The sequence below is a fragment of the Escherichia sp. AM3 genome (genome assembly GCF_032029835.1).
GTDB classification, from domain to species: Bacteria; Pseudomonadota; Gammaproteobacteria; order Enterobacterales; family Enterobacteriaceae; genus Escherichia; species Escherichia coli.
This window is the reverse complement of the sequence record NZ_JAVUPQ010000033.1, coordinates 1-26,505: the sequence shown is the minus strand read 5'-3', so window position 1 is coordinate 26,505 and position 26,505 is coordinate 1. Positions and strand designations below refer to the sequence as shown.

The 26,505-nt window shown below is 46.7% G+C and carries 16 protein-coding genes and 4 pseudogenes; 16 read left to right on the top strand and 4 right to left on the bottom strand.

Annotated features, from left to right (window positions below; genetic code table 11):
• Window positions 1-10 precede the first annotated feature (10 nt).
• The 3 genes from lsrD to lsrA are packed head-to-tail and all read right to left on the bottom strand — an operon-like array spanning window position 11 to window position 3,560.
• Entirely contained in the window at window positions 11-1,003 is a 993-nt protein-coding gene (lsrD, locus tag RTW80_RS13475) for an autoinducer 2 ABC transporter permease LsrD (RefSeq protein WP_032247818.1), read from the bottom strand.
• The gene (gene lsrC, locus RTW80_RS13470; protein ID WP_000911192.1) at window positions 1,003-2,031 is read right to left on the bottom strand and encodes an autoinducer 2 ABC transporter permease LsrC; all 1,029 of its coding nucleotides are present in this window, start codon (window positions 2,029-2,031) and stop codon (window positions 1,003-1,005) included. The genes lsrD and lsrC overlap by 1 nt, the downstream gene beginning before the upstream one ends.
• Window positions 2,025-3,560, bottom strand: a complete 1,536-nt coding sequence (lsrA, locus tag RTW80_RS13465; RefSeq protein WP_106735811.1) for an autoinducer 2 ABC transporter ATP-binding protein LsrA — start codon at window positions 3,558-3,560, stop codon at window positions 2,025-2,027. Before lsrA ends, lsrC begins: the two co-directional genes overlap by 7 nt.
• Before the next feature lie 248 nt (window positions 3,561-3,808).
• Here lsrA and lsrR point away from each other — a divergent pair, with 248 nt between their 5' ends.
• From lsrR to RTW80_RS13390, 15 genes and pseudogenes are all read left to right on the top strand, one after another.
• A complete protein-coding gene (gene lsrR / locus RTW80_RS13460) occupies window positions 3,809-4,762 on the top strand; it encodes a transcriptional regulator LsrR (protein ID WP_000154352.1) in 954 nt (317 codons plus the stop codon).
• 78 nt (window positions 4,763-4,840) lie between these two features.
• Complete coding sequence (lsrK, locus tag RTW80_RS13455) at window positions 4,841-6,433, top strand: autoinducer-2 kinase (protein ID WP_000113144.1); 1,593 nt, start codon at window positions 4,841-4,843, stop codon at window positions 6,431-6,433.
• A gap of 530 nt (window positions 6,434-6,963) precedes the next feature.
• Window positions 6,964-12,383: pseudogene (locus tag RTW80_RS13450) on the top strand (ECSE_1600 family autotransporter).
• A 222-nt stretch (window positions 12,384-12,605) separates the two neighbouring features.
• Complete coding sequence (gene hipB, locus RTW80_RS13445; protein ID WP_001301023.1) at window positions 12,606-12,872, top strand: type II toxin-antitoxin system antitoxin HipB; 267 nt, start codon at window positions 12,606-12,608, stop codon at window positions 12,870-12,872.
• Window positions 12,872-14,194, top strand: coding sequence for a type II toxin-antitoxin system serine/threonine protein kinase toxin HipA (hipA, locus tag RTW80_RS13440; RefSeq protein ID WP_001125439.1), 1,323 nt, complete (start codon window positions 12,872-12,874; stop codon window positions 14,192-14,194). Before hipB ends, hipA begins: the two co-directional genes overlap by 1 nt.
• 311 nt (window positions 14,195-14,505) lie before the next feature.
• Window positions 14,506-14,714: pseudogene (locus RTW80_RS13435) on the top strand (helix-turn-helix domain-containing protein); the annotation flags it as partial.
• 254 nt (window positions 14,715-14,968) lie between these two features.
• A pseudogene (locus tag RTW80_RS13430) lies at window positions 14,969-16,195 on the top strand (fimbria/pilus outer membrane usher protein); the annotation flags it as partial.
• A 13-nt stretch (window positions 16,196-16,208) separates the two neighbouring features.
• Window positions 16,209-16,739 (top strand): fimbrial protein, encoded by a 531-nt coding sequence (locus tag RTW80_RS13425; protein ID WP_000876763.1) that lies wholly within the window; start codon window positions 16,209-16,211, stop codon window positions 16,737-16,739.
• A gap of 12 nt (window positions 16,740-16,751) precedes the next feature.
• A complete protein-coding gene (locus RTW80_RS13420; RefSeq protein ID WP_000825452.1) occupies window positions 16,752-17,255 on the top strand; it encodes a fimbrial protein in 504 nt (167 codons plus the stop codon).
• A 58-nt stretch (window positions 17,256-17,313) separates the two neighbouring features.
• Window positions 17,314-18,228: a fimbrial protein gene (locus RTW80_RS13415; protein ID WP_000520676.1), complete on the top strand. Its 915-nt coding sequence runs from the start codon at window positions 17,314-17,316 to the stop codon at window positions 18,226-18,228.
• A 333-nt stretch (window positions 18,229-18,561) separates the two neighbouring features.
• Complete coding sequence (ydeP, locus tag RTW80_RS13410; protein ID WP_063119182.1) at window positions 18,562-20,841, top strand: acid resistance putative oxidoreductase YdeP; 2,280 nt, start codon at window positions 18,562-18,564, stop codon at window positions 20,839-20,841.
• 247 nt (window positions 20,842-21,088) lie between these two features.
• Window positions 21,089-21,286, top strand: coding sequence for a two-component system connector SafA (gene safA, locus RTW80_RS13405; protein WP_000543384.1), 198 nt, complete (start codon window positions 21,089-21,091; stop codon window positions 21,284-21,286).
• Window positions 21,287-21,360: 74 nt separating this feature from the next.
• Window positions 21,361-22,122 carry an acid stress response transcriptional regulator YdeO gene (gene ydeO, locus RTW80_RS13400; RefSeq protein WP_000060493.1) on the top strand — a complete coding sequence of 254 codons (762 nt, stop codon included), beginning with the start codon at window positions 21,361-21,363 and terminating at the stop codon, window positions 22,120-22,122.
• 401 nt (window positions 22,123-22,523) lie between these two features.
• Complete coding sequence (locus RTW80_RS13395; protein WP_001515303.1) at window positions 22,524-24,206, top strand: sulfatase-like hydrolase/transferase; 1,683 nt, start codon at window positions 22,524-22,526, stop codon at window positions 24,204-24,206.
• Window positions 24,207-24,257: 51 nt separating this feature from the next.
• Window positions 24,258-25,415 carry an anaerobic sulfatase maturase gene (locus tag RTW80_RS13390; protein ID WP_001301030.1) on the top strand — a complete coding sequence of 386 codons (1,158 nt, stop codon included), beginning with the start codon at window positions 24,258-24,260 and terminating at the stop codon, window positions 25,413-25,415.
• Here RTW80_RS13390 and RTW80_RS13385 read toward each other — a convergent pair.
• Window positions 25,381-25,503, bottom strand: a complete 123-nt coding sequence (locus RTW80_RS13385; protein WP_120795387.1) for a protein YneP — start codon at window positions 25,501-25,503, stop codon at window positions 25,381-25,383. The genes RTW80_RS13390 and RTW80_RS13385 overlap by 35 nt on opposite strands.
• Before the next feature lie 202 nt (window positions 25,504-25,705).
• Between RTW80_RS13385 and RTW80_RS13380 the strand changes: the two are divergent.
• Window positions 25,706-26,428: pseudogene (locus RTW80_RS13380) on the top strand (SbmA/BacA-like family transporter); the annotation flags it as partial.
• Window positions 26,429-26,505: the final 77 nt, after the last annotated feature.

Below are 26,505 nucleotides of genomic sequence, written 5' to 3'. Positions count from 1 at the left end.
AAGATATCCTTTATGGCAATGGGTTATTGGCCCGACGCGCCAGCCACTCTTTAATTTGCTGGCGATGCAGGCTAACGGAACGACCTACGACAACGACGATAAGTAGCGCACCGGAAAGGGCGCTGGACACCTGATTTGGCACTCCTGCCATTTGCAAACCTTGTTGCAAATATCCCACTAATAAAACCGCAATGGCGGTGCCGATAATGGAACCGGAACCACCATAAATATTGGCACCGCCAAGCACCACGGCGGTGATGGCGGGCATCAGAAACGACGCACCGAGATCGGAACGTGCTGAACCAAAATACGATACCAGCAGCACAGCGGCGACCGCAGACGCCAGCCCCGTCATGGCATAGAGCGCACATAAGGTGCGGTTAACTGGAATCGCGCTATAAAGCGCCACGCGCGGGCTTTGCCCAATCAAAAACACATTACGTCCGGCATGGGTTTTATGCAGCCAGAGCCAGAAAACGAGGAGACATATCAGGAAGATAATCAGCGGAACGGGGAGTCCCAGCACATCCAGGTTAGCGAAATCTGTAAACGCCATCGGGAATCCACCAATACCTTCGTACCCCGTCGCTCCGGCCATACCGGAAAGCAGCAGAGCGCTTCCGGCAAACAGATACAGCGTGCCAAGCGTAATCACCAGCGGGTTAACTTTGGTATAGATAATTAATCCGGCGTTGATCAGCCCGCACAATGCGCCGAGCTGTAAGGTCAGGAGTATCGCCAGCGGCATCGGCACACCACTTTGAAACAGTACGCCCAATGCAATGGCGCAGAGGCCGATGGTCGAACCAAACGAAATATCGATCCCGCCACTGACAATCACCATCGTCAGCGGTAGGGCGACAATGCCAATGCAGATAAAGTCACTGGTGCTGAACAGCAACATATTGAGATCTAACATCCGCGGGTTAATTGCACCAAATGCGACAATCTCAATAACGAGCAGTGCGGCAAGAGCCAGTTCCCAACCGTAGCGAATACGCATTATGCGGCCTCCCGTTTTTTACCTGACGAAGCGGGTTTAACGGATGGCGGTGGCGTCATAAAGCGGGCATATTTTTGCCGCCGTAGATTACGTTCCAGCGCACAACGCAGGCGTCCATCAAACACCAGCACCGCCAGCAGCACGAGGCCCGCGATAAAATCGTTCCACCATGCCGGAATGCGCAACAGCACCAGTACGCTATCGATCTGCGTCAGGAACCATGCGCCGAGTACCGCACCGATGATCGCACCGGAACCGCCGAGCAAACTAATGCCGCCCAGCACGCAGGCTGCAATTGCTTTCATCTCCAGCCCGGTACCGGTCTGGTTGGGGATAAAACCAATCTGCGAAGCAAACACAATTCCCGCCAGTGCCGCCATGCAGCCGTTCAACGAAAATGCCACAATGCGAATGGCTTCCGTACGAACGCCCAGTTGACGAGCGCCCTGTAAATTATCGCCCGTGGCATAAAAACTGCGTCCAAACGCCGTCTTCGCCAGCAGCCAGGCCATAAATGCCACCAGAATTATCGTCAACCAACCAATCGCGGAAACGCCAAACAGCAGCGGTGCGGAGAGCTGTTTCAGTTCGGCGGGTAACCCTTCAATCCATTTACCGCCAGTCCACAGCAACATGATGCCTCTGTACAACCCTAACGTGCCAAGGGTGGCAACAATGGCAGGAATCTTTAGCCACGCGACCAGGACACCGTTGAAAAATCCCGCGAGCAAACCAAGCAGTAAAGTCGTGACACAGGCAACAGGTAGTGAATATCCTGCGTTCAGTAACATCCCCAACAGCACCGCGCACATTCCGGTAATCGAACCCACTGAAACATCAATATTGCGCGTAAGCATTACCAGCGTCGCGCCCATTGCCAGCAGGATCAGGATTTGCGCGCTGCTATAAACCATGGTCAGCGTTTGCACACTTAAATACTGGCGGTCGAGAAAACCGGGTAATACAAACAGCAGCACCACCGCCAGCAGTGCCGTGATTTCACGGTTGTTCTGAATAAACTTCAGCATGACGCCTCCTGACGCTGACTATCGCCGAAGGCAACGCGCATAATAGTCTCGACATTAATATCGCGCCCGGTCAGTGCAGAGTGGGCAATTTCGCCCTGATGCATCACATACACGCGATCTGCCATCAGTTCGATCTCTTCCAGGTCGGAGGAGATAAGCAGCACAGCCACATTCTGTGCGGCGATGCTGCGCAACAGTTGGTAGATATCATTACGCGCCGAGACATCCACGCCGCGCGTCGGCTCATCGACAATCAATACTTGCGGCGAGGCTTCCAGGCATTTGGCAATGAGGATTTTTTGCTGGTTGCCACCGGATAATGTCCGTGCAGCTTGTTCCGGTTGGTTAAATTTAATATTCAGCGCCCGACGATATCGTTCCAGGGTGGCATTATCTTTCGCGGTTTTCGCCCAGAATCCACGAAGGTTATGAGTAAGGGCGCAGACATTCCAGGCCAGCGAAGCATCGAGATTCAGTCCTGATGACTGGCGATCTTCCGGCAGATAAACCAGACCGCGCAGTAAACGTTCTCCAGTGGATAATTTATTGATCTCGTTACCATTCAGCATAATGCGTCCGCCACGCAAAGTACGCAGACCATAGAGCGTCTCGGCCAGTTCTGTGCGTCCGGCTCCCACCAGCCCAGCCAGGCCCAGAATTTCTCCGGCATTGAGCGTCAGGCTGACATTCCTGAAGCCTTCGCCAGTCAGATTTTCCAGTGTCAGCACCGGCGTTCCGGCGGCATGTTGTGGGTGGTTACCAGGTAACTCCAGCCATAATTTTTGGCTGGCAGAGAGCGATTTTTCCCGTACCACTGGCGTGATGGCCTGAATAATGTCGTCGGTAGACAGTTCGCTGGTTTTGCCGCTTAAGGCGATGGTTCCGTCGCGCATCACGCTAATTCGATCGGCAATCTGGCGAATTTCCGGCAGCTTATGCGAGATAAAAACAATACCCACGCCAGTAGCAAGCAGCTCTTGCAAGCGAGTAAACAAGCGTTCGGTTTCCGCAGGGGTAAGCGAGGCGGTAGGTTCATCGAGGATCAGAATCCGCGAGTCGCGCATCAGCCCGCGGAGGATTTCCACCATTTGGCGATCGGCGACATCCAGCGATCCTGCCAGACTATGCAGATCAAACTGGCAGCCCAGCGCCGCCAGCAAGTTCTTCATTTTCTGCATGGAGAGCTGTTTTTTTGCCAGCCCAAACAGGATGTTTTCTTTTATCGACAGGCTTGGGAAAAGCAGCGGTTCCTGGGGAACGAGATAAATACCCAGCTGATGAGCATGAACTGGCGTTAATCTGGCGTAGTTGTTGCCCCCAATCTCCAGCGTACCGCTATCAGCAGGGGTAATACCGGCAATAATCTTCATTAACGTCGATTTACCGGCACCATTGCCGCCGAGCAGGGCGTGGACCTCCCCCTGATGCAACGTAAAATCGATGCCTTTCAGGACATTGACCCCTGAATACTGTTTATAAACCGAGCGGGCGCAAAGTAGCGGTAACGCGCGGGTATCACTCGTTTGCATATTTCCCCCGTTCAGTTTTGCAGGTGAGTTTTGAACAAATGTATTTCTGCTTTTAATTTGTTCATAACCTTAGGTGGACATTGCACATATTTCCGACGAATAGATCACAATTTATGCTATTTTGATTTTCACGGTTGCGTTTGTTCATACTCGTAGAGTCAAACTGTGGTTGCCATCACAGATATAAATGCGCAAGAACTGAACAATTGCATTAAAGATTTAAATATGTTCAAAGTGAAGAATGAATTATGACAATCAACGATTCGGTAATTTCAGAACAGGGAATGTGTGAAGAAGAACAGGTCGCGCGGATCGCGTGGTTTTACTACCACGACGGGCTGACCCAGAGTGAGATCAGCGATCGTCTCGGCCTGACACGTTTGAAAGTATCGCGATTGCTGGAGAAAGGGCATCAGTCCGGCATTATTCGCGTACAGATTAATTCTCGCTTTGAAGGCTGTCTGGAATATGAAACTCAATTACGTCGTCAGTTTTCGCTGCAACATGTCCGGGTGATCCCTGGGCTTGCGGATGCTGATGTCGGCGGGCGACTAGGGATAGGCGCGGCGCATATGTTGATGAGTTTACTTCAACCACAACAGATGCTGGCGATTGGTTTTGGCGAGGCAACCATGAATACGCTGCAACGCTTAAGTGGTTTTATTTCGTCACAGCAAATTCGCCTGGTCACGCTCTCCGGTGGCGTCGGTTCTTATATGACGGGTATCGGGCAGCTTAACGCGGCGTGCAGTGTGAATATTATTCCGGCTCCGTTGCGGGCATCCTCCGCTGACATTGCCCGTACGCTAAAAAATGAAAATTGCGTCAAAGATGTTCTGCTAGCCGCGCAAGCAGCGGATGTGGCGATTGTCGGCATTGGGGCCGTGAGTCAACAAGACGACGCGACGATCATTCGCTCCGGTTATATCAGCCAGGGCGAACAGTTAATGATTGGCCGAAAAGGGGCGGTTGGCGACATTTTAGGCTACTTTTTTGATGCAAAAGGTGACGTTGTCACGGATATCAAAATACATAACGAACTGATTGGCTTACCTTTAAGCGCGCTGAAGACCATACCCGTCCGGGTTGGCGTGGCAGGGGGAGAAAATAAAGCCGAAGCAATTGCCGCTGCAATGAAAGGCGGTTATATCAACGCACTGGTTACCGATCAGGACACAGCAGCGGCGATTTTACGTAGTTAAATTTGCATGACCTTATTACCGGGAATAATGGAGAACGTATAGAGGAACAGACAGAACGCATAAGCCGAGGATAATCTAATGGCTCGACTCTTTACCCCTTCAGAATCAAAGTACTACCTGATGGCGCTGGATGCAGGCACCGGAAGTATTCGGGCTGTGATATTCGACCTGGAAGGCAATCAAATAGCAGTGGGACAGGCGGAGTGGCGGCATCTGGCAGTACCGGACGTTCCTGGTTCTATGGAATTTGATCTCAACAAAAACTGGCAACTGGCGTGTGAGTGTATGCGCCAGGCGTTGCACAACGCCGGCATAGCCCCGGAGTATATCGCTGCCGTTTCGGCATGTTCGATGCGTGAAGGCATTGTTTTATATAACAATGAAGGAACACCGATCTGGGCCTGCGCCAATGTGGATGCCAGAGCGGCGCGCGAAGTTAGCGAACTTAAAGAACTGCACAACAATACCTTTGAAAACGAAGTTTATCGCGCGACCGGACAAACACTGGCTTTAAGTGCCATCCCCAGATTACTTTGGCTGGCGCACCATCGTTCCGATATTTACCGTCAGGCATCAACCATCACCATGATCAGCGACTGGCTGGCCTATATGCTCAGCGGCGAACTTGCGGTGGATCCCTCTAACGCTGGCACCACGGGACTTCTTGATCTAACCACCCGTGACTGGAAACCTGCATTGCTGGATATGGCTGGCCTGCGTGCCGATATTCTTTCTCCTGTCAAAGAAACCGGCACATTGCTGGGCGTGGTAAGTTCACAAGCGGCGGAACTCTGCGGTCTGAAGGCGGGCACTCCTGTGGTCGTTGGAGGAGGCGACGTGCAGCTTGGTTGCCTGGGGTTAGGCGTTGTGCGTCCGGCACAAACCGCGGTTCTTGGCGGCACATTCTGGCAGCAAGTTGTAAACTTAGCCGCGCCGGTGACAGACCCAGAAATGAACGTGCGCGTTAATCCCCATGTAATTCCTGGCATGGTACAAGCTGAATCTATAAGCTTTTTTACCGGACTCACCATGCGCTGGTTCCGCGATGCTTTCTGTGCCGAAGAAAAATTGATTGCCGAACGTTTAGGCATCGACACCTATACGCTGCTGGAAGAGATGGCCAGTCGGGTGCCGCCTGGGTCGTGGGGCGTAATGCCGATCTTCTCCGACAGAATGCGCTTTAAAACCTGGTATCACGCTGCGCCTTCCTTTATTAATTTGTCCATTGACCCGGATAAATGTAACAAAGCGACATTGTTCCGTGCGCTGGAAGAAAATGCGGCGATTGTTTCAGCGTGTAACTTGCAGCAAATTGCTGATTTTTCGAATATTCATCCTTCATCGTTAGTCTTTGCAGGCGGAGGTTCAAAAGGGAAATTATGGAGTCAAATTCTCGCTGATGTCTCGGGATTACCCGTCAATATTCCGGTGGTCAAAGAAGCCACTGCATTAGGATGTGCCATTGCAGCTGGCGTCGGTGCCGGAATTTTTTCATCAATGGCAGAAACCGGAGAACGGCTGGTTCGCTGGGAACGGACGCACACACCAGCCCCGGAAAAGCATGAACTTTATCAGGATTCACGCGATAAGTGGCAGGCAGTTTATCAGGATCAGCTGGGGCTGGTTGATCATGGACTGACGACGTCGTTATGGAAAGCGCCTGGGTTATAGTTTCATTGACAGCCACATCATGATGACCGTGGCTGTTAGTTTTTGAGTATAGTTATTCTTATTTCCCTTCTTTTAGAACTGGCTTGTTAAATGCCAGCTTCCAGATTCATCCTTCCATCACCAGTAATATATTCAAGGGGAAATTGCTATTTTTCTTAAAGCATTAAGCATAACCCTTATTTTATAACGAAAATTCCTAAAGGCACTAATGGATGAAGAAGGGGTTTAATAAACCTTGGTTTTTAGCAATTAGTGCTATTCTTTGTTAAATATGATGATGATAATTTTCTTATTGAAGGAAACAGTATTCTTATTAAGCAGCAATAACTCATGATTCATTTTTAAATAAAATAAGAACTATGCAATTTTTAATCTATCAATTCGAAAGCATTAGCAAATTAGCCAAATTGACACCTTCGCACCTCCAACTAACACTCAATACAGACCTCTGACAATTTAATAAGTTTCATTTTTAATGTCTGACGACTCATCTCTTTCGTGGCTGTATTGTTTGTATATGGAGCGTTTATATGAATAGAATCTATCGCGTGATATGGAATTGCACTCTACAGGTATTTCAGGCCTGCTCTGAATTAACTCGCAGGGTAGGTAAAACATCAACGGTTAATTTGCGTAAATCCTCTGGACTGACAACGAAATTCAGTAGATTGACGCTGGGTGTTTTGCTGGCACTAAGCGGTTCAGTGTCTGGTGCGAGTCTGGAAGTTGATAATGGTCAGATTACCAATATTGATACTGATGTTGCTTATGATGCCTACCTGGTTGGCTGGTATGGCACTGGAGTGCTTAATATTTTGGCTGGCGGTAATGCCGCCTTAACCACTATTACTACCAGCGTCATTGGCGGTAATGAGGATTCGGAGGGTACCGTTAATGTTTTGGGTGGCACCTGGCGATTGTATGATAGCGGAAATAATGCAAGGCCTTTAAATGTGGGTCAATCCGGAACGGGGACGCTGAATATTAAACAGAAGGGTCACGTCGATGGAGGCTATTTAAGATTAGGTACTCAAACTGCAGGCGTCGGGACGGTTAATGTTGAGGGAGAGGACTCGGTTTTGACGACCGAATTATTCGAAATAGGTAGCTATGGCACAGGTTCATTAAATATTACGGATAAGGGTTACGTCACGAGTTCAATCGTCGCCATTTTAGGCTATCAGGCGGGCAGTAATGGCCAGGTTGTCGTTGAAAAGGGTGGCGAGTGGCTAATAAAAAATAATGATTCCTCAATTGAATTTCAAATTGGTAATCAAGGAACTGGGGAGGCGACTATTCGCGAGGGGGGGCTGGTTACGGCTGAAAATACGATTATCGGTGGCAATGCCACCGGTATCGGAACCCTGAATGTGCAGGATCAAGACTCTGTCATCACGGTACGCAGACTCTATAATGGATATTTCGGTAATGGCACAGTCAATATTTCCAATAATGGACTGATTAATAACAAAGAATATTCATTGGTGGGCGTTCAGGACGGTTCCCACGGTGTCGTCAACGTGACCGATAAAGGGCATTGGAATTTCCTCGGAACGGGCGAAGCTTTCCGCTATATCTATATCGGTGATGCTGGCGACGGTGAACTTAATGTCTCGAGTGAAGGCAAAGTAGATTCGGGAATTATCACTGCGGGGATGAAAGAAACAGGCACAGGCAACATTACTGTTAAGGATAAGAACTCCGTTATCACTAATCTCGGAACTAATCTTGGTTATGACGGCCACGGCGAAATGAATATCAGTAATCAGGGGCTTGTTGTCAGCAACGGAGGAAGTTCACTCGGTTATGGAGAAACCGGCGTCGGGAATGTCAGCATCACCACGGGGGGAATGTGGGAGGTCAATAAGAATGTCTATACCACCATTGGTGTTGCGGGCGTCGGAAACCTCAATATTAGCGATGGCGGTAAGTTCGTATCGCAAAATATTACTTTTTGGGTGATAAAGCAAGCGGTATCGGCACATTGAACCTGATGGATGCGACATCATCGTTCGATACTGTGGGTATCAATGTCGGTAATTTTGGTAGCGGCATCGTAAATGTCAGTAATGGCGCCACCCTTAATTCAACGGGCTATGGATTTATCGGAGGAAATGCCTCCGGTAAGGGAATAGTTAATATTTCAACGGATAGTCTCTGGAATTTAAAGACGTCTTCTACTAACGCCCAATTGCTACAAGTCGGTGTATTAGGCACGGGTGAACTGAATATTACCACCGGAGGTATAGTTAAAGCGCGTGATACACAGATAGCTCTCAATGACAAAAGTAAGGGCGACGTGAGGGTGGATGGGCAGAACTCTCTTCTTGAAACATTCAATATGTACGTAGGGACATCTGGTACGGGTACGTTAACCCTGACGAATAGCGGCACGCTGAATGTCGAAGGTGGAGAAGTTTACTTAGGTGTTTTTGAACCTGCTGTAGGAACGCTAAACATTGGTGCAGCTCACGGTGAGGCGGCGGCAGATGCCGGGTATATAACCAACGCGACGAAAGTAGAGTTTGGTTCTGGCGAAGGTGTTTTTGTCTTTAATCATACTAATAACAGTGATGCCGGCTACCAGGTCGATATGCTGATTACGGGTGACGATAAAGACGGAAAAGTGATCCATGATGCAGGCCATACGGTGTTCAATGCAGGGAATACTTATAGCGGTAAAACGCTGGTCAATGACGGCCTCCTGACCATTGCGTCTCATACGGCAGATGGGGTAACGGGCATGGGTTCGAGTGAAGTCACCATTGCAAGCCCCGGTACGCTCGACATTCTCGCATCAACGAACAGTGCAGGAGATTACAAGCTGACCAATGCGCTCAAAGGCGATGGTTTGATGCGAGTGCAGCTGTCATCCTCCGACAAGATATTTGGCTTTACCCATGCAACAGGGACTGAATTCGCCGGTGTTGCCCAACTGAAAGACAGTACCTTCACTCTGGAACGCGACAACACCGCTGCGCTTACTCACGCGATGTTGCAGTCTGACAGTGAAAATACCACATCGGTAAACGTGGGAGAGCAATCCATTGGTGGACTGGCCATGAATGGCGGTACGCTCATTTTCGATACGGATATTCCTGCTGCGACGCTTGCAGAGGGATATATCAGCGTCGATACGCTGGTTGTCGGCGCGGGTGACTACACCTGGAAAGGCCGTAACTATCAGGTAAACGGGACGGGCGACGTGCTTATCGACGTGCCTAAACCGTGGAATGATCCCATGGCGAATAACCCTCTGACGACGCTCAATTTGCTGGAACACGATGATAGCCATGTCGGCGTTCAACTGGTGAAGGCGCAAACGGTTATTGGGTCGGGTGGCTCATTAACGTTACGTGATTTACAGGGCGACGAGGTGGAAGCGGACAAAACGTTACACATTGCGCAAAACGGAACGGTGGTCGCCGAGGGTGATTATGGATTCCGCCTCACGACCGCACCAGGTGATGATTTGTACGTTAACTATGGGCTGAAAGCGCTGAACATCCATGGTGGGCAAAAGCTGACGTTAGCCGAACATGGCGGAGCCTATGGCGCAACGGCCGATATGTCGGCAAAAATCGGTGGTGAAGGGGATCTGGCAATCAATACGGTGCGACAGGTTTCGCTTTCCAACGGTCAGAACGACTATCAGGGGGCAACCTACGTTCAGATGGGGACATTACGTACCGATGCGGATGGTGCACTTGGCAACACCCGGGAACTGAACATCAGCAACGCGGCCATCGTCGATCTTAATGGATCGACGCAGACGGTAGAGACATTCACCGGGCAGATGGGTTCGACTGTTTTGTTCAAAGAGGGGGCGCTGACGGTAAATAAAGGTGGGATCAGTCAGGGTGAACTGACAGGTGGCGGAAACCTGAATGTTACAGGGGGAACGCTGGCTATCGAGGGGCTTAATGCACGCTACAATGCGTTAACCAGCATTAGCCCAAATGCGGAAGTCAGCCTCGATAATACGCAGGGGTTAGGCAGAGGAAATATTGCCAATGACGGTCTGTTAACGCTAAAAAACGTGACTGGCGAACTGCGCAATAGCATAAGCGGGAAGGGTATCGTGAGCGCAACCGCCAGGACAGATGTAGAGCTGGATGGCGATAATAGCCGCTTTGTGGGGCAATTCAACATTGATACAGGCAGCGCGCTCAGCGTCAACGAGCAGAAAAACCTGGGTGATGCTTCCGTTATCAATAATGGCCTGCTCACCATCTCCACTGAGCGTAGCTGGGCGATGACGCACAGTATCAGCGGTAGCGGTGATGTGACAAAACTGGGTACCGGGATCCTGACTCTTAACAACGATTCCGCGGCGTATCAGGGTACGACGGATATCGTGGGGGGGGAAATTGCTTTCGGTTCCGACTCTGCCATTAATATGGCAAGTCAACACATTAATATCCATAACAGCGGTGTGATGTCGGGAAATGTCACCACTGCAGGTGATATGAACGTTATGCCTGGGGGGGCACTGCGTGTCGCTAAAACCACTATCAGCGGCAACCTGGAGAATGGCGGCACGGTTCAAATGAATAGCGAAGGGGGGAAACCGGGGAATGTACTGACCGTTAACGGCAACTATACCGGAAACAATGGCCTGATGACGTTCAACGCGACGCTGGGCGGCGATAATTCGCCCACCGATAAGATGAACGTGAAAGGCGATACCCAAGGGAACACTCGCGTTCGGGTTGATAACATTGGCGGCGTCGGTGCACAAACGGTCAACGGTATTGAACTCATTGAGGTTGGCGGTAATTCTGCAGGTAACTTCGCGCTGACCACCGGAACTGTCGAAGCTGGGGCTTACGTCTACACGCTGGCTAAAGGGAAGGGGAATGACGAGAAAAACTGGTATCTGACCAGTAAATGGGACGGCGTAACGCCAGCGGATACACCCGATCCCATCAATAATCCCCCTGTTGTGGATCCGGAAGGCCCATCAGTTTATCGCCCGGAGGCCGGAAGCTATATCAGCAACATTGCCGCAGCCAACTCGCTGTTTAGCCATCGTTTACACGACCGTCTGGGTGAGCCGCAGTATACAGATTCACTGCATTCTCAGGGGTCGGCAAGCAGTATGTGGATGCGTCATGTCGGAGGGCATGAACGTTCAAGGGCCGGTGACGGTCAGCTAAATACTCAGGCTAACCGCTATGTATTGCAGCTAGGCGGCGATTTGGCGCAGTGGAGTAGCAACGCGCAGGATCGCTGGCATCTTGGCGTGATGGCAGGCTACGCCAATCAGCACAGTAATACTCAGAGTAATCGTGTGGGTTATAAATCGGATGGGCGCATCAGCGGTTACAGCGCTGGGCTGTACGCGACCTGGTATCAGAACGATGCGAATAAGACCGGCGCTTATGTTGACAGCTGGGCGCTGTATAACTGGTTTGATAACAGCGTCAGTTCCGATAACCGTTCTGCTGACGACTATGATTCTCGCGGTGTGACGGCCTCTGTTGAGGGTGGGTATACCTTTGAAGCGGGAACATTTAGCGGCAGCGAAGGGACGCTGAATACCTGGTACGTCCAGCCACAGGCGCAAATCACCTGGATGGGTGTGAAAGATTCCGACCATACCCGGAAAGACGGAACGCGCATTGAAACGGAAGGCGACGGAAATGTGCAAACGCGACTTGGGGTGAAAACCTACCTGAATAGCCATCACCAGCGTGACGATGGTAAACAGCGTGAGTTCCAGCCTTACATTGAAGCGAACTGGATCAACAATAGCAAAGTCTACGCCGTGAAGATGAATGGTCAAACCGTAGGCCGTGAAGGTGCGCGTAATCTCGGTGAAGTACGTACCGGGGTTGAGGCGAAAGTAAATAACAACCTTAGCCTGTGGGGGAATGTCGGTGTGCAACTAGGTGATAAAGGCTATAGCGATACTCAGGGCATGCTGGGAGTGAAATATAGCTGGTAAACCGTATAAGCCGCATGTCGAGATGGCATGCGGCTTAATATTGCCGACTTCAAACGGCGCATCAACGCCTTATTTAAATCCTCCTTTTTATCCGCGATCGCGGATATCGCAGCGTTTATCCCGTAGAGCGGATAAGATGTGTTTCCAGATTGACTTATCCTCACTAAAGGATAAAACTTATAATATCCCCTTAAGCGGATAAACTTGCTGTGGACGTATGACATGATGAGCTTTCAGAAGATCTATAGCCCAACGCAATTGGCGAATGCAATGAAACTGGTTCGCCAGCAAAATGGCTGGACGCAGAGCGAGCTGGCGAAAAAAATTGGTATTAAGCAGGCGACGATTTCCAATTTCGAAAACAACCCTGACAATACCACGCTCACGACATTTTTTAAGATTTTACAGTCGCTTGAACTCTCAATGACGCTATGCGACGCGAAAAATGCCTCGCCAGAATCAACAGAACAGCAAAATCTGGAGTGGTAATGCCTAAACTTGTCACTTGGATGAACAACCAGCGGGTAGGCGAGTTAACGAAGTTAGCCAACGGCGCGCACACCTTTAAGTATGCACCGGAGTGGTTAGCAAGCCGTTATGCCAGACCGTTGTCACTTTCGCTGCCATTGCAGAGGGGGAATATCACCTCTGATGCCGTATTTAACTTCTTCGATAACCTGTTACCCGATAGCCCGATTGTACGTGACCGGATCGTTAAACGTTATCATGCCAAATCCAGACAACCGTTTGATTTATTGTCAGAAATAGGGCGAGACAGCGTTGGTGCCGTGACGTTAATACCCGAAGACGAAACCGTAACGCATCCGATAATGGCATGGGAAAAGCTTACTGAAGCCAGACTTGAAGAAGTATTAACGGCTTATAAAGCAGATATCCCGCTAGGCATGATTAGAGAAGAAAATGACTTTCGCATCTCGGTTGCTGGCGCACAGGAGAAGACAGCACTGCTCAGAATAGGCAATGACTGGTGCATTCCGAAAGGAATAACGCCGACGACGCACATCATTAAATTACCGATTGGCGAAATCAGGCAGCCCAATGCGACGCTCGATCTCAGCCAAAGCGTTGATAATGAGTATTACTGTCTGCTGCTGGCGAAAGAACTTGGGTTGAATGTTCCGGACGCAGAAATCATTAAAGCGGGAAATGTGCGCGCGTTAGCGGTCGAACGTTTTGACAGGCGTTGGAATGCTGAGCGAACGGTTTTACTTCGCTTGCCACAGGAGGATATGTGTCAGACATTCGGTTTACCTTCATCGGTGAAATATGAATCAGATGGAGGCCCAGGCATCGCGCGGATCATGGCTTTTTTGATGGGGTCCAGCGAGGCGCTGAAAGATCGCTATGATTTTATGAAATTCCAGGTCTTCCAGTGGTTGATTGGCGCAACGGACGGTCATGCAAAAAACTTCTCCGTATTTATTCAGGCTGGCGGCAGTTATCGACTCACGCCATTTTACGACATCATTTCAGCATTTCCGGTCCTTGGCGGTACGGGAATACACATCAGCGATCTCAAACTGGCAATGGGGCTTAACGCATCCAAAGGCAAAAAAACGGCAATCGATAAAATTTATCCGCGACATTTTTTGGCGACAGCAAAGGTGCTGAGATTCCCGGAAGTGCAGATGCATGAAATCCTGAGTGACTTTGCCAGAATGATTCCAGCAGCACTGGATAACGTGAAGACTTCATTACCGACAGATTTTCCGGAGAACGTGGTGACGGCAGTTGAAAGCAATGTGTTGAGGTTGCATGGACGGTTAAGCCGAGAATACGGTAGTAAGTGAGATATGGGGTTTGGTCATTGTTAATGAGCATGACAATCATGACCGCCAACGACTGGATTCTTCCTTGGTTTATATTGGTGCGCATAATGTATATTATGTTAAATCATGTCTGAGTGATGCGAAGTGCTTTTCTGGTAGTCGTTATTCGTTCAGGGTTCAAGAACTTAAGCCTCTCCTCTTTCATAATTGGCCTGTGCATGGAGAAATAGCCTGGTTATTCCCTGCCCCATGCTAAGAGCGCAGTGTCTGTCGCATAGACACTGCATACGAAAACACCAGAGGGTGCTGTTACTTATTTAAGGACGGATCAAGCGGGAATGAGTCCACTCCGGTATCAGAAATGGCTACGTCTCAATGAAGTCAGGAGACCGATGCTGAATGAACATTACGATGTCACCACAGCAGCCTATGCTGTCGGTTACGAAAGCTATCCCATTTCAGTCGGGAATATTCGCGGATGTTTGGAGAGTCACCCAAGAGAGATATTACCAGGTTAAGAAAGTCTGTCGGACAGCTTTAATAAACCCTGCACTTATCTGTTTAGAGCAATTCGGTGTTAGTTTCAGCAAGCAAACATTAACCATAGCTAATGATTTATAGCCATATTAACCATTGGTAGCTCTTGACCTTTCCTGACACTTCCCTTGTTCGCAATAATATTCTGTTTAGTCACGGTTTATAAATAACATGCATAATGAAATCGTCATGTTATTTAGCGACATAAAATGTTTTTGCAAATACTCTCTTCAACAAGTGCAGCAATAAACTTGTTGTGGAACCAATATCCAGGTCGCAGGATATCGCTATTCTACGCAAGGTTTTTATAACTTATCCGACAGTGCCTACAGTCGAATGAGTGGTTACACCGTCAAGCCTCCTACCGGAGACACCAATGAGCAGACACAATTTATTGATTATTTTAATCTGTTCTACAGTAAGCGTGGTCAGGAACAAATAAGCATCTCTCAGCAGCTTGGAAATTACGGTACGACATTTTTCAGTGCCAGTCGCCAAAGTTACTGGAACACGTCACGCAGCGACCAGCAAATATCATTTGGATTAAATGTGCCGTTTGGTGATATTACGACTTCGCTGAATTACAGCTATTCCAATAATATATGGCAAAACGATCGGGATCATTTACTCGCTTTTACGCTTAATGTTCCCTTCAGTCATTGGATGCGTACAGACAGTCAGTCGGCATTTCGTAATTCAAACGCCAGTTACAGTATGTCAAACGATTTGAAAGGCGGCATGACCAATCTATCGGGGGTTTATGGCACTCTGCTGCCGGATAATAACCTGAATTATAGCGTTCAGGTCGGTAACACCCACGGAGGTAATACATCGTCTGGCACCAGTGGTTACAGTTCTCTTAATTATCGTGGAGCTTATGGTAATACTAATGTCGGTTACAGTCGGAGTGGTGACAGCAGCCAGATTTATTACGGAATGAGTGGTGGGATTATTGCTCATGCTGATGGCATCACCTTTGGACAGCCGCTGGGCGACACAATGGTTCTGGTTAAGGCTCCTGGTGCTGATAATGTCAAAATAGAGAACCAGACCGGAATTCATACCGACTGGCGTGGCTATGCCATATTACCATTTGCGACAGAATATAGAGAAAACCGTGTTGCTCTTAACGCGAATTCCCTTGCAGATAATGTTGAACTGGATGAAACCGTGGTCACTGTCATCCCAACTCACAGTGCTATTGCCAGAGCAACATTTAATGCACAAATCGGCGGGAAAGTATTAATGACGTTGAAGTACGGTAATAAGAGCGTTCCATTCGGTGCAATTGTCACACACGGAGAGAATAAAAATGGCAGCATTGTCGCGGAAAATGGTCAGGTTTATCTGACTGGACTTCCACAGTCAGGGCAATTACAGGTTTCATGGGGCAAAGATAAAAACTCAAACTGTATTGTCGAGTACAAGCTTCCTGAAGTTTCTCCTGGTACCTTACTGAACCAGCAGACAGCAATCTGTCGCTAAGGAACAATAGATTATGAAATACAATAACATTATTTTCCTCGGTTTATGTCTGGGGTTAACCACCTATTCTGCTTTATCCGCAGATAGCGTTATTAAAATTAGCGGGCGCGTCCTCGATTATGGCTGCACAGTCTCATCGGATTCGCTTAATTTTACCGTAGATCTCCAAAAAAACAGTGCCAGACAATTTCCAACGACCGGTAGCACAAGTCCAGCCGTCCCTTTTCAGATTACGTTAAGTGAATGCAGCAAAGGGACAACGGGGGTTCGGGTTGCATTTAACGGTATTGAGGATGCAGAAAATAATACTTTGTTGAAACTGGATGAAGGAAGCAATACGGCCTCCGGTTTGGGTATAGAAATATTGGACGCAAATATGCGTCCGGTGAAACTGAATGATCTTCATGCCGGGATGCAGTGGATCCCACTGGTACCAGAACAGAACAATATTTTGCCTTACTCCGCTCGTCTGAAGTCAACTCAGAAGTCCGTCAATCCGGGACTGGTGAGGGCTTCGGCAACCTTTACCCTTGAATTTCAATAATCAGAGTCAGATATGAAAAGACTTCACAAGAGGTTCCTGTTAGCTACGTTTTGCGCGTTATTCACAGCAACTCTCCAGGCCGCCGATGTCACTATCACTGTTAATGGTCGGGTAGTCGCTAAACCCTGCACTATTCAAACCAAAGAAGCTAACGTTAATCTCGGGGATCTTTATACGCGCAATCTGCAACAACCTGGTTCTGCATCTGGCTGGCACAATATTACTTTGTCATTAACCGATTGTCCGGTTGAAACAAGTGCAGTGACGGCAATCGTGACAGGTTCAACTGACAATACGGGTTATTACAAAAATGAAGGTACTGCCGAAAATATTCAGATAGAGCTGAGGGATGACCAGGATGCTGCGTTAAAAAATGGCGATAGCAAAACGGTTATTGTTGATGAGATCACTCGTAATGCACAGTTTCCACTTAAGGCAAGAGCTATCACGGTGAATGGAAACGCAAGCCAGGGAACGATCGAGGCGCTAATCAATGTGATCTACACCTGGCAATAACGTCGATTCGATTTTCTTAGCCTTCTTTTTAAATCAATTTTTAACCTTAGGATATATCATGGGTAAAACAATCAGTATAAAGGTCCTGTTCGGTATTTATCTTCTATTAATGGCAGGCAAAGTTTTTGCCTTCAGTTGTAATGTCGATGGCGGGTCAAGTATTGGAGCAGGTACAACCTCTGTTTATGTTAATCTCGACCCTGTAATACAGCCGGGCCAGAATCTGGTTGTAGACTTGTCTCAGCATATAAGTTGCTGGAATGATTACGGCGGCTGGTACGACACTGATCATATAAACCTGGTACAAGGCTCAGCTTTCGCAGGCTCCCTACAGTCATATAAAGGATCGCTGTACTGGAATAATGTGACCTACCCCTTCCCGTTGACGACAAATACCAACGTATTGGATATTGGTGATAAGACACCGATGCCATTACCGTTAAAACTCTATATTACCCCAGTTGGGGCGGCCGGTGGAGTTGTCATAAAAGCGGGGGAAGTCATTGCCCGTATTCATATGTATAAAATTGCAACATTAGGAAGCGGAAATCCGCGTAATTTTACGTGGAATATTATTTCAAATAACAATGTTGTTATGCCAACAGGCGGCTGCACCGTTGATAGTCGTAATGTCACCGTGGATCTCCCGGACTTTCCTGGAAGCGCAGAAATACCCCTTGGCGTATATTGCTCAAGCGAACAAAAGCTCTCATTTTATCTTTCGGGTGCCACCACTGACAGTAGCCGACAAGTGTTTGCTAACACAGCACCTGATGCAACAAAAGCATCGGGAGTGGGTGTCACTCTAATGCGTAATGGAAAAATACTGGCTACGGGAGAAAATGTCTCCCTGGGGACAGTAAATAAAAGCAAAGTACCTCTGGGTTTAAGCGCAACCTATGGACAAACAGGAAACAAGGTTTCAGCCGGAACCGTCCAGTCAGTCATTGGTGTCACTTTTATCTATGAATAATTGTGATTTTGACCTTAGTCTATGCGCTCCATTCACGAAAATTGCGCGGATAATTATTTTGTGAAGGCTATTAGCCTACACCTGTAAGAAAATCCGCGCACAATTGAAGCCAGAGTCTTATTTTTTATATTGAAAAATATGTTAATTTAAACACTATGAGAGATGATGCTTAACTTATCGTATTTAATCTATTGTTTAACGATAATAGATTAAAAATAGAAAGAGAGTAGTCCCCTACTCTTATATATCCATGTTGGCGATAATCCCTTTGTATGTACTGTGCATCATCGCTATTACAAATCCTAATAATTCATTTCCACACAGGATAAGTAGATGAAGAAAAAAATTGAATCCTACCAGGGTGCTGCAGGTGGTTGGGGTGCTGTTAAATCCGTAGCGAATGCAGTACGTAAGCAGATGGATATACGCCAGGATGTTATTGCCATGTTTGACATGAATAAGCCAGAGGGCTTTGACTGTCCGGGTTGTGCATGGCCAGATCCTAAGCACAGTGCGTCATTCGACATTTGTGAAAACGGCGCAAAAGCAATCGCCTGGGAAGTCACGGATAAGCAGGTAAACGCCTCTTTCTTTGCTGAGAATACGGTTCAATCATTACTTACCTGGGGAGACCACGAGCTTGAGGCTGCGGGGCGACTCACTCAGCCTTTGAAATATGATGCCGTCAGCGACTGTTACAAGCCATTAAGCTGGCAACAAGCTTTCGACGAAATTGGCGCACGCCTTCAAAGCTATAGTGATCCCAATCAGGTTGAATTCTATACTTCGGGCCGCACTTCCAATGAAGCTGCCTTTCTTTATCAGCTTTTTGCCCGTGAATACGGGAGCAATAACTTTCCCGACTGCTCCAACATGTGCCATGAACCGACAAGCGTGGGTTTGGCAGCGAGTATCGGTGTAGGTAAAGGGACCGTGTTGCTGGAAGACTTTGAGAAGTGCGATTTAGTCATTTGCATTGGGCATAACCCTGGTACAAACCACCCTCGCATGCTGACTTCGTTGCGCGCTTTAGTGAAACGGGGAGCGAAAATGATCGCCATCAATCCTCTACAGGAACGTGGCCTGGAGCGATTTACCGCACCGCAAAACCCGTTTGAAATGCTGACGAACTCTGAGACTCAGTTGGCCAGTGCCTACTATAACGTGCGCATTGGTGGCGATATGGCGTTGCTCAAGGGGATGATGCGCCTGTTAATTGAGCGCGATGATGCTGCAAGCGCCGCAGGTCGGCCTTCATTGCTTGATGACGAGTTTATTCAAACGCATACCGTCGGCTTTGACGAGCTACGCCGTGACGTTCTCAATTCCGAGTGGAAAGATATCGAACGTATTTCTGGACTAAGTCAGACACAAATCGCCGAACTGGCTGACGCATATGCCGCTGCCGAACGCACCATTATCTGTTACGGAATGGGGATCACTCAGCACGAACATGGTACCCAGAACGTACAGCAACTGGTCAATCTGCTGTTGATGAAAGGTAACATTGGCAAGCCTGGTGCGGGTATCTGCCCACTACGTGGACACTCTAATGTACAGGGCGACCGAACCGTCGGTATCACCGAGAAACCGTCTGCAGAGTTTCTGGCTCGTCTGGGTGAGCGCTATGGCTTCACCCCACCTCATGCACCTGGACATGCTGCAATTGCCAGCATGCAAGCAATATGTACGGGGCAGGCTCGAGCATTGATCTGCATGGGGGGCAATTTTGCGCTGGCAATGCCAGATCGGGAAGCGAGCGCTGTACCGTTAACGCAATTAGATTTGGCGGTACACGTAGCCACTAAGCTTAACCGCTCTCATCTGTTGACCGCACGGCATAGCTATATTCTGCCGGTCCTGGGACGTAGCGAGATTGACATGCAAAAAAACGGTGCGCAGGCGGTAACCGTTGAGGATTCAATGTCGATGATTCATGCCTCGCGTGGCGTGTTAAAACCCGCCGGTGTAATGCTGAAATCAGAGTGTGCAGTGGTCGCGGGAATCGCGCAGGCAGCACTACCCCAGAGCGTGGTAGCCTGGGAGTATCTGGTGGAAGATTATGATCGCATTCGCAATGACATTGAAGCTGTGCTGCCAGAGTTCGCCGACTATAACCAGCGCATCCGTCATCCCGGTGGTTTTCACCTGATAAATGCAGCTGCTGAAAGGCGCTGGATGACGCCGTCAGGTAAGGCTAATTTCATTACCAGCAAAGGGCTGTTAGAAGATCCATCTTCAGCGTTTAACAGTAAGCTGGTCATGGCGACAGTACGCAGCCACGATCAGTACAACACGACGATTTATGGTATGGATGATCGCTATCGAGGGGTATTCGGTCAACGAGATGTGGTCTTTATGAGTGCTAAACAAGCTAAAATTTGCCGTGTAAAAAACGGCGAAAGAGTTAATCTTATTGCGCTTACGCCAGACGGTAAGCGCAGCTCACGCCGCATGGATAGATTAAAAGTGGTCATTTACCCTATGGCTGACCGCTCACTGGTGACCTATTTTCCAGAATCGAATCACATGATAACACTTGATAACCACGATCCATTAAGTGGCATTCCTGGCTATAAAAGTATTCCGGTTGAATTAGAACCATCAAATTAATGCCTCTTCTCATTTCTTCTGCTGTCATCCGCACAGCAGAAGAATTCCTCATTGACTATTATTTCGCAATTTGCTCACATGGATTAAATTAAACTACATACTATAAGATATAAACTTCTGCCTACAGCTGTAAGAAACTCCGCTCAGTACTGAAGCACCAGTCCTATTTCCTCTTTTCTCCAGCCTGTTATATTAAGCATACTGATTAACGATTTTTAACGTTATCCGCTAAATAAACATATTTGAAATGCATGCGACCACAGTGAAAAACAAAATCACGCAAAGAGACAACTATAAAGAAATCATGTCTGCAATTGTGGTTGTCTTATTACTGACACTTACGTTGATAGCCATTTTTTCGGCAATTGATCAGCTGAGTATTTCAGAAATGGGTCGCATTGCAAGAGATCTTACACATTTCATTATCAATAGTTTGCAAGGCTGAAAACAAACAGCAAATTATAAATATGAAATGTTAAAAAAGTATCGATAAAAACTTTATTGTTTTAAGGAGATAAAATGTCGCTCGTTTGTTCTGTTATATTTATTCATCATGCCTTCAACGCTAACATTTTAGATAAAGATTACGCCTTCTCTGACGGCGAGATCCTGATGGTAGATAACGCTGTTCGTACGCATTTTGAACCTTATGAGCGGCATTTTAAAGAGATCGGATTTACTGAAAATACCATTAAAAAATATCTACAATGCACTAACATCCAGACAGTGACGGTGCCTGTTCCTGCGAAGTTTTTACGTGCTTCAAATGTACCGACTGGATTGCTTAATGAAATGATTGCTTATCTCAACTCGGAAGAACGCAATCATCATAATTTTTCAGAACTTTTGCTTTTTTCTTGCCTGTCTATTTTTGCCGCATGCAAAGGTTTCATTACACTATTAACTAACGGTGTGCTATCCGTTTCCGGAAAAGTGAGAAATATTGTCAACATGAAGCTGGCGCACCCATGGAAGCTGAAAGATATTTGTGACTGCCTGTACATCAGTGAAAGCCTGTTGAAGAAAAAACTAAAGCAAGAGCAAACGACATTCTCACAGATTCTATTAGATGCCAGAATGCAGCACGCAAAAAATTTGATACGCGTAGAAGGTTCAGTCAATAAAATTGCCGAACAATGTGGTTATGCCAGTACATCTTATTTTATTTATGCGTTCCGCAAACATTTCGGCAACAGTCCGAAGAGAGTTTCTAAGGAGTACCGTTGTCAAAGTCACACGGGTATGAATACGGGCAACACGATGAGTGCTTTAGCTATTTGATTATTTGCTAACGAGTAGTCAACCACGCACGCTACGTAAGAATTATATGGGGCAGCCATTCCCTGCCCCGCGTTGTTTTTAGGCGATATATTTATTGAAATAAATAAGTGACATCCATCACATATTTATGCACTTGCATAACCTGTTGCATGATTATTTATGATCTCAATTCGGCATTTTGTCAGTAAAATGCAATAATTTATTAAATATCAATAAATTAGTTGTTTATCGGCGAGAAATTACTTAATAGAACAGAAAGTAATGTCAACGCTTTATGGACTGTTATTTCCCTTTTTTTAGCTAAATCTGCTATCTCTTTATGTGACTAACTTCACTTACATCCACTTATTTCTCTTCGTAAAATTACTTCGGAATTAAGTACAATAAGAAGAGGAACATTTATGAAGTCTGCATTAAAGAAAAGTGTCGTAAGTACCTCGATATCTTTGATACTGGCATCTGGTATGGCTGCATTTGCTGCTCATGCGGCAGATGATGTAAAGCTGAAAGCAACCAAAACAAACGTTGCTTTCTCAGACTTTACGCCGACTGAATACAGTACCAAAGGAAAGCCAAATATTATCGTACTAACCATGGATGATCTTGGTTATGGACAACTTCCTTTTGATAAGGGATCTTTTGACCCAAAAACAATGGAAAATCGTGAAGTTGTCGATACCTACAAAATAGGGATAGATAAAGCCATTGAAGCTGCACAAAAATCAACGCCGACGCTCCTTTCATTAATGGATGAAGGCGTACGGTTTACTAACGGCTATGTGGCACACGGTGTTTCCGGCCCCTCCCGTGCCGCAATAATGACCGGTCGAGCTCCCGCCCGCTTTGGTGTCTATTCCAATACCGATGCTCAGGATGGTATTCCGCTAACAGAAACTTTCTTGCCTGAATTATTCCAGAATCATGGTTATTACACTGCAGCAGTAGGTAAATGGCACTTGTCAAAAATCAGTAATGTGCCGGTACCGGAAGATAAACAAACACGTGACTATCATGACAACTTCACCACATTTTCTGCGGAAGAATGGCAACCTCAAAACCGTGGCTTTGATTACTTTATGGGATTCCACGCTGCAGGAACGGCATATTACAACTCCCCTTCACTGTTCCAAAATCGTGAACGTGTCCCCGCAAAAGGTTATATCAGCGATCAGTTAACCGATGAGGCAATTGGCGTTGTTGATCGTGCCAAAACACTTGACCAGCCTTTTATGCTTTACCTGGCTTATAATGCTCCGCACCTGCCAAATGATAATCCTGCACCGGAGCAATATCAGAAGCAATTTAATACCGGTAGTCAAACGGCAGATAACTACTACGCTTCCGTTTATTCTGTTGATCAGGGTGTAAAACGCATTCTCGAACAACTGAAGAAAAACGGACAGTATGACAATACAATTATTCTCTTTACCTCCGATAATGGTGCGGTTATCGATGGTCCTCTGCCGCTGAACGGGGCGCAAAAAGGCTATAAGAGTCAGACCTATCCTGGCGGTACTCACACCCCAATGTTTATGTGGTGGAAAGGAAAACTTCAACCCGGTAATTATGACAAGCTGATTTCCGCAATGGATTTCTACCCGACAGCTCTTGATGCAGCCGATATCAGCATTCCAAAAGACCTTAAGCTGGATGGCGTTTCCTTGCTGCCCTGGTTGCAAGATAAGAAACAAGGCGAGCCACATAAAAATCTGACCTGGATAACCTCTTATTCTCACTGGTTTGATGAGGAAAATATTCCATTCTGGGATAATTACCACAAATTTGTCCGTCATCAGTCAGACGATTACCCGCATAACCCCAACACTGAGGACTTAAGCCAATTCTCTTATACGGTGAGAAATAACGATTATTCGCTTGTCTATACAGTAGAAAACAATCAGTTAGGTCTATACAAACTGACGGATCTACAGCAAAAAGATAACCTTGCCGCCGCCAATCCGCAGGTCGTTAAAGAGATGCAAGGCGTGGTAAGAGAGTTTATCGACAGCAGCCAGCCACCGCTTAGCGAGGTAAATCAGGAGAAGTTTAACAATATCAAGAAAGCACTAAGCGAAGCGAAATAACTAAACCTTCATGCGGCGGAATTTTCCGCCGCCTTATTGAGCGAGATAGCGATGCACGTTACAGCCAAGCCCTCCAGTTTTCAATGTAATCTCAAATGTGATTACTGTTTTTACCTTGAAAAAGAGTCGCAGTTTACTCATGAAAAATGGATGGATGACAGCACTCTGAAAGAGTTCATCAAACAATATATCGCAGCGTCTGGCAATCAGGTCTATTTTACCTGGCAAGGCGGTGAACCCACTCTGGCTGGCCTGGATTTTTTCCGTAAAGTTATTCACTATCAACAACGCTATGCAGGCCAAAAACGTATTTTTAATGCATTACAAACGAATGGCATTTTATTGAATAATGAATGGTGTGCCTTTCTCAAAGAACATGAGTTTCTGGTTGGTATCTCGATCGATGGACCCCAGGAGCTACATGACCGTTACAGACGCAGTAATTCAGGTAATGGTACTTTTGCAAAAGTGATAGCAGCCATCGAGCGTCTGAAATCATATCAAGTAGAGTTTAATACGTTAACCGTCATTAATAACGTTAATGTCCATTACCCTCTTGAGGTTTATCATTTTTTAAAATCTATCGGCAGTAAACATATGCAATTTATCGAATTGCTAGAAACCGGGACGCCGAATATTGATTTCAGTGGTCATAGTGAGAACACATTCCGTATCATTGATTTTTCTGTGCCTCCCACGGCTTATGGCAAGTTTATGTCAACCATTTTTATGCAATGGGTTAAAAACGATGTGGGTGAAATTTTCATCCGTCAGTTTGAAAGCTTTGTCAGCCGTTTTTTGGGGAATGGGCATACCAGTTGTATTTTCCAGGAGTCCTGCAAGGATAATCTGGTTGTTGAAAGTAATGGAGACATTTACGAATGCGACCATTTTGTCTATCCACAGTACAAAATTGGAAACATTAATAAATCTGAACTCAAAACGATGAACAGTGTACAACTGACAGCGCAAAAAAAACGGATTCCAGCGAAATGTCAGCAATGTGCATATAAACCTATCTGCAATGGCGGTTGTCCTAAGCATCGTATTACTAAAGTAAACAATGAGACTGTTTCTTATTTTTGCGAAGGTTATAAAATCCTTTTTTCAACCATGGTACCTTATATGAACGCCATGGTAGAGTTAGCTAAGAACAGAGTACCGCTTTACCACATTATGGATGTTGCAAAACAAATGGAGAATAATTAATAACGCTCTCTTTTAACTCCATTCTTAGCCTCCTTCTTATGACCTTAACAAGGCACCCGACATAAATTCCTGTCGGGTGTTTCGTCATCATCATCTTCCCTTGCGAAAATCCTGGCTTACGTGGTATGCATCAGGGCATTAGCAATATCCTTGATTATCAATAGCATAACCATAACCACTGAAAATGAAATATTCCTTTATATTTCATATTGTTAAATGATACTTAAATAAATTTCATCAGTAAATCATTGCCATAGATAGTCATTGGATGGCACAATCAATTTTCGCTAATGATAACCATTCCCATTACGCTTCGTATGTTGATAGCAAAGTATCTCTGTCTGTTGAAGCCCTTTTGGCTGCGTAAGAATAATAAAACTTCAGTGTTGTTAATCATTATTATCCTCGCAATGATCCTTGGCGTGGTTAAAATTCAGGTCTGGTTAAACGACTGGAATAATGATTTTTTCAATGCGCTAAGCCAGAAAGAAACCGATAAGCTTTGGCAGCTTGTCCTTTGGTTCCCTGCCCTGCTGGGGATCTTTGTATTAATATCCGTAAACAAAACATGGTTAATTAAACTGCTGACTATTCGCTGGCGCGAATGGTTAACAGATTACTACCTTAATCGGTGGTTTGCAGATAAAAACTACTACTTCACGCAGATCTACGGCGAGCATAAAAATACAGATAACCCTGACCAACGTATCGCTGAAGACATTCTCTTACTGATCAGCAAAACGCTCAGTCTTTCATTTGGCTTCATCCAGTCACTTAGCATGCTGATCACCTTTACCGTTATTCTTTGGCAAAGCGCGGGTACGCTCTCATTCACTGTTGGTGGAACAGAATGGAATATCCAGGGGTATATGGTCTATACCGTCGTGCTCATTGTGATCGGTGGAACTTTTTTTACCCATAAGGTGGGTAAACGTATTCGTCCGCTTAATGTGGAAAAACAACGTAGCGAAGCGACATTTCGAACTAATCTTGTGCAGCATAATAAACAGGCAGGGTGATGCTGCCAACTTACTGATTTAGTGTATGATGGTGTTTTTGAGGTGCTCCAGTGGCTTCTGTTTCTATCAGC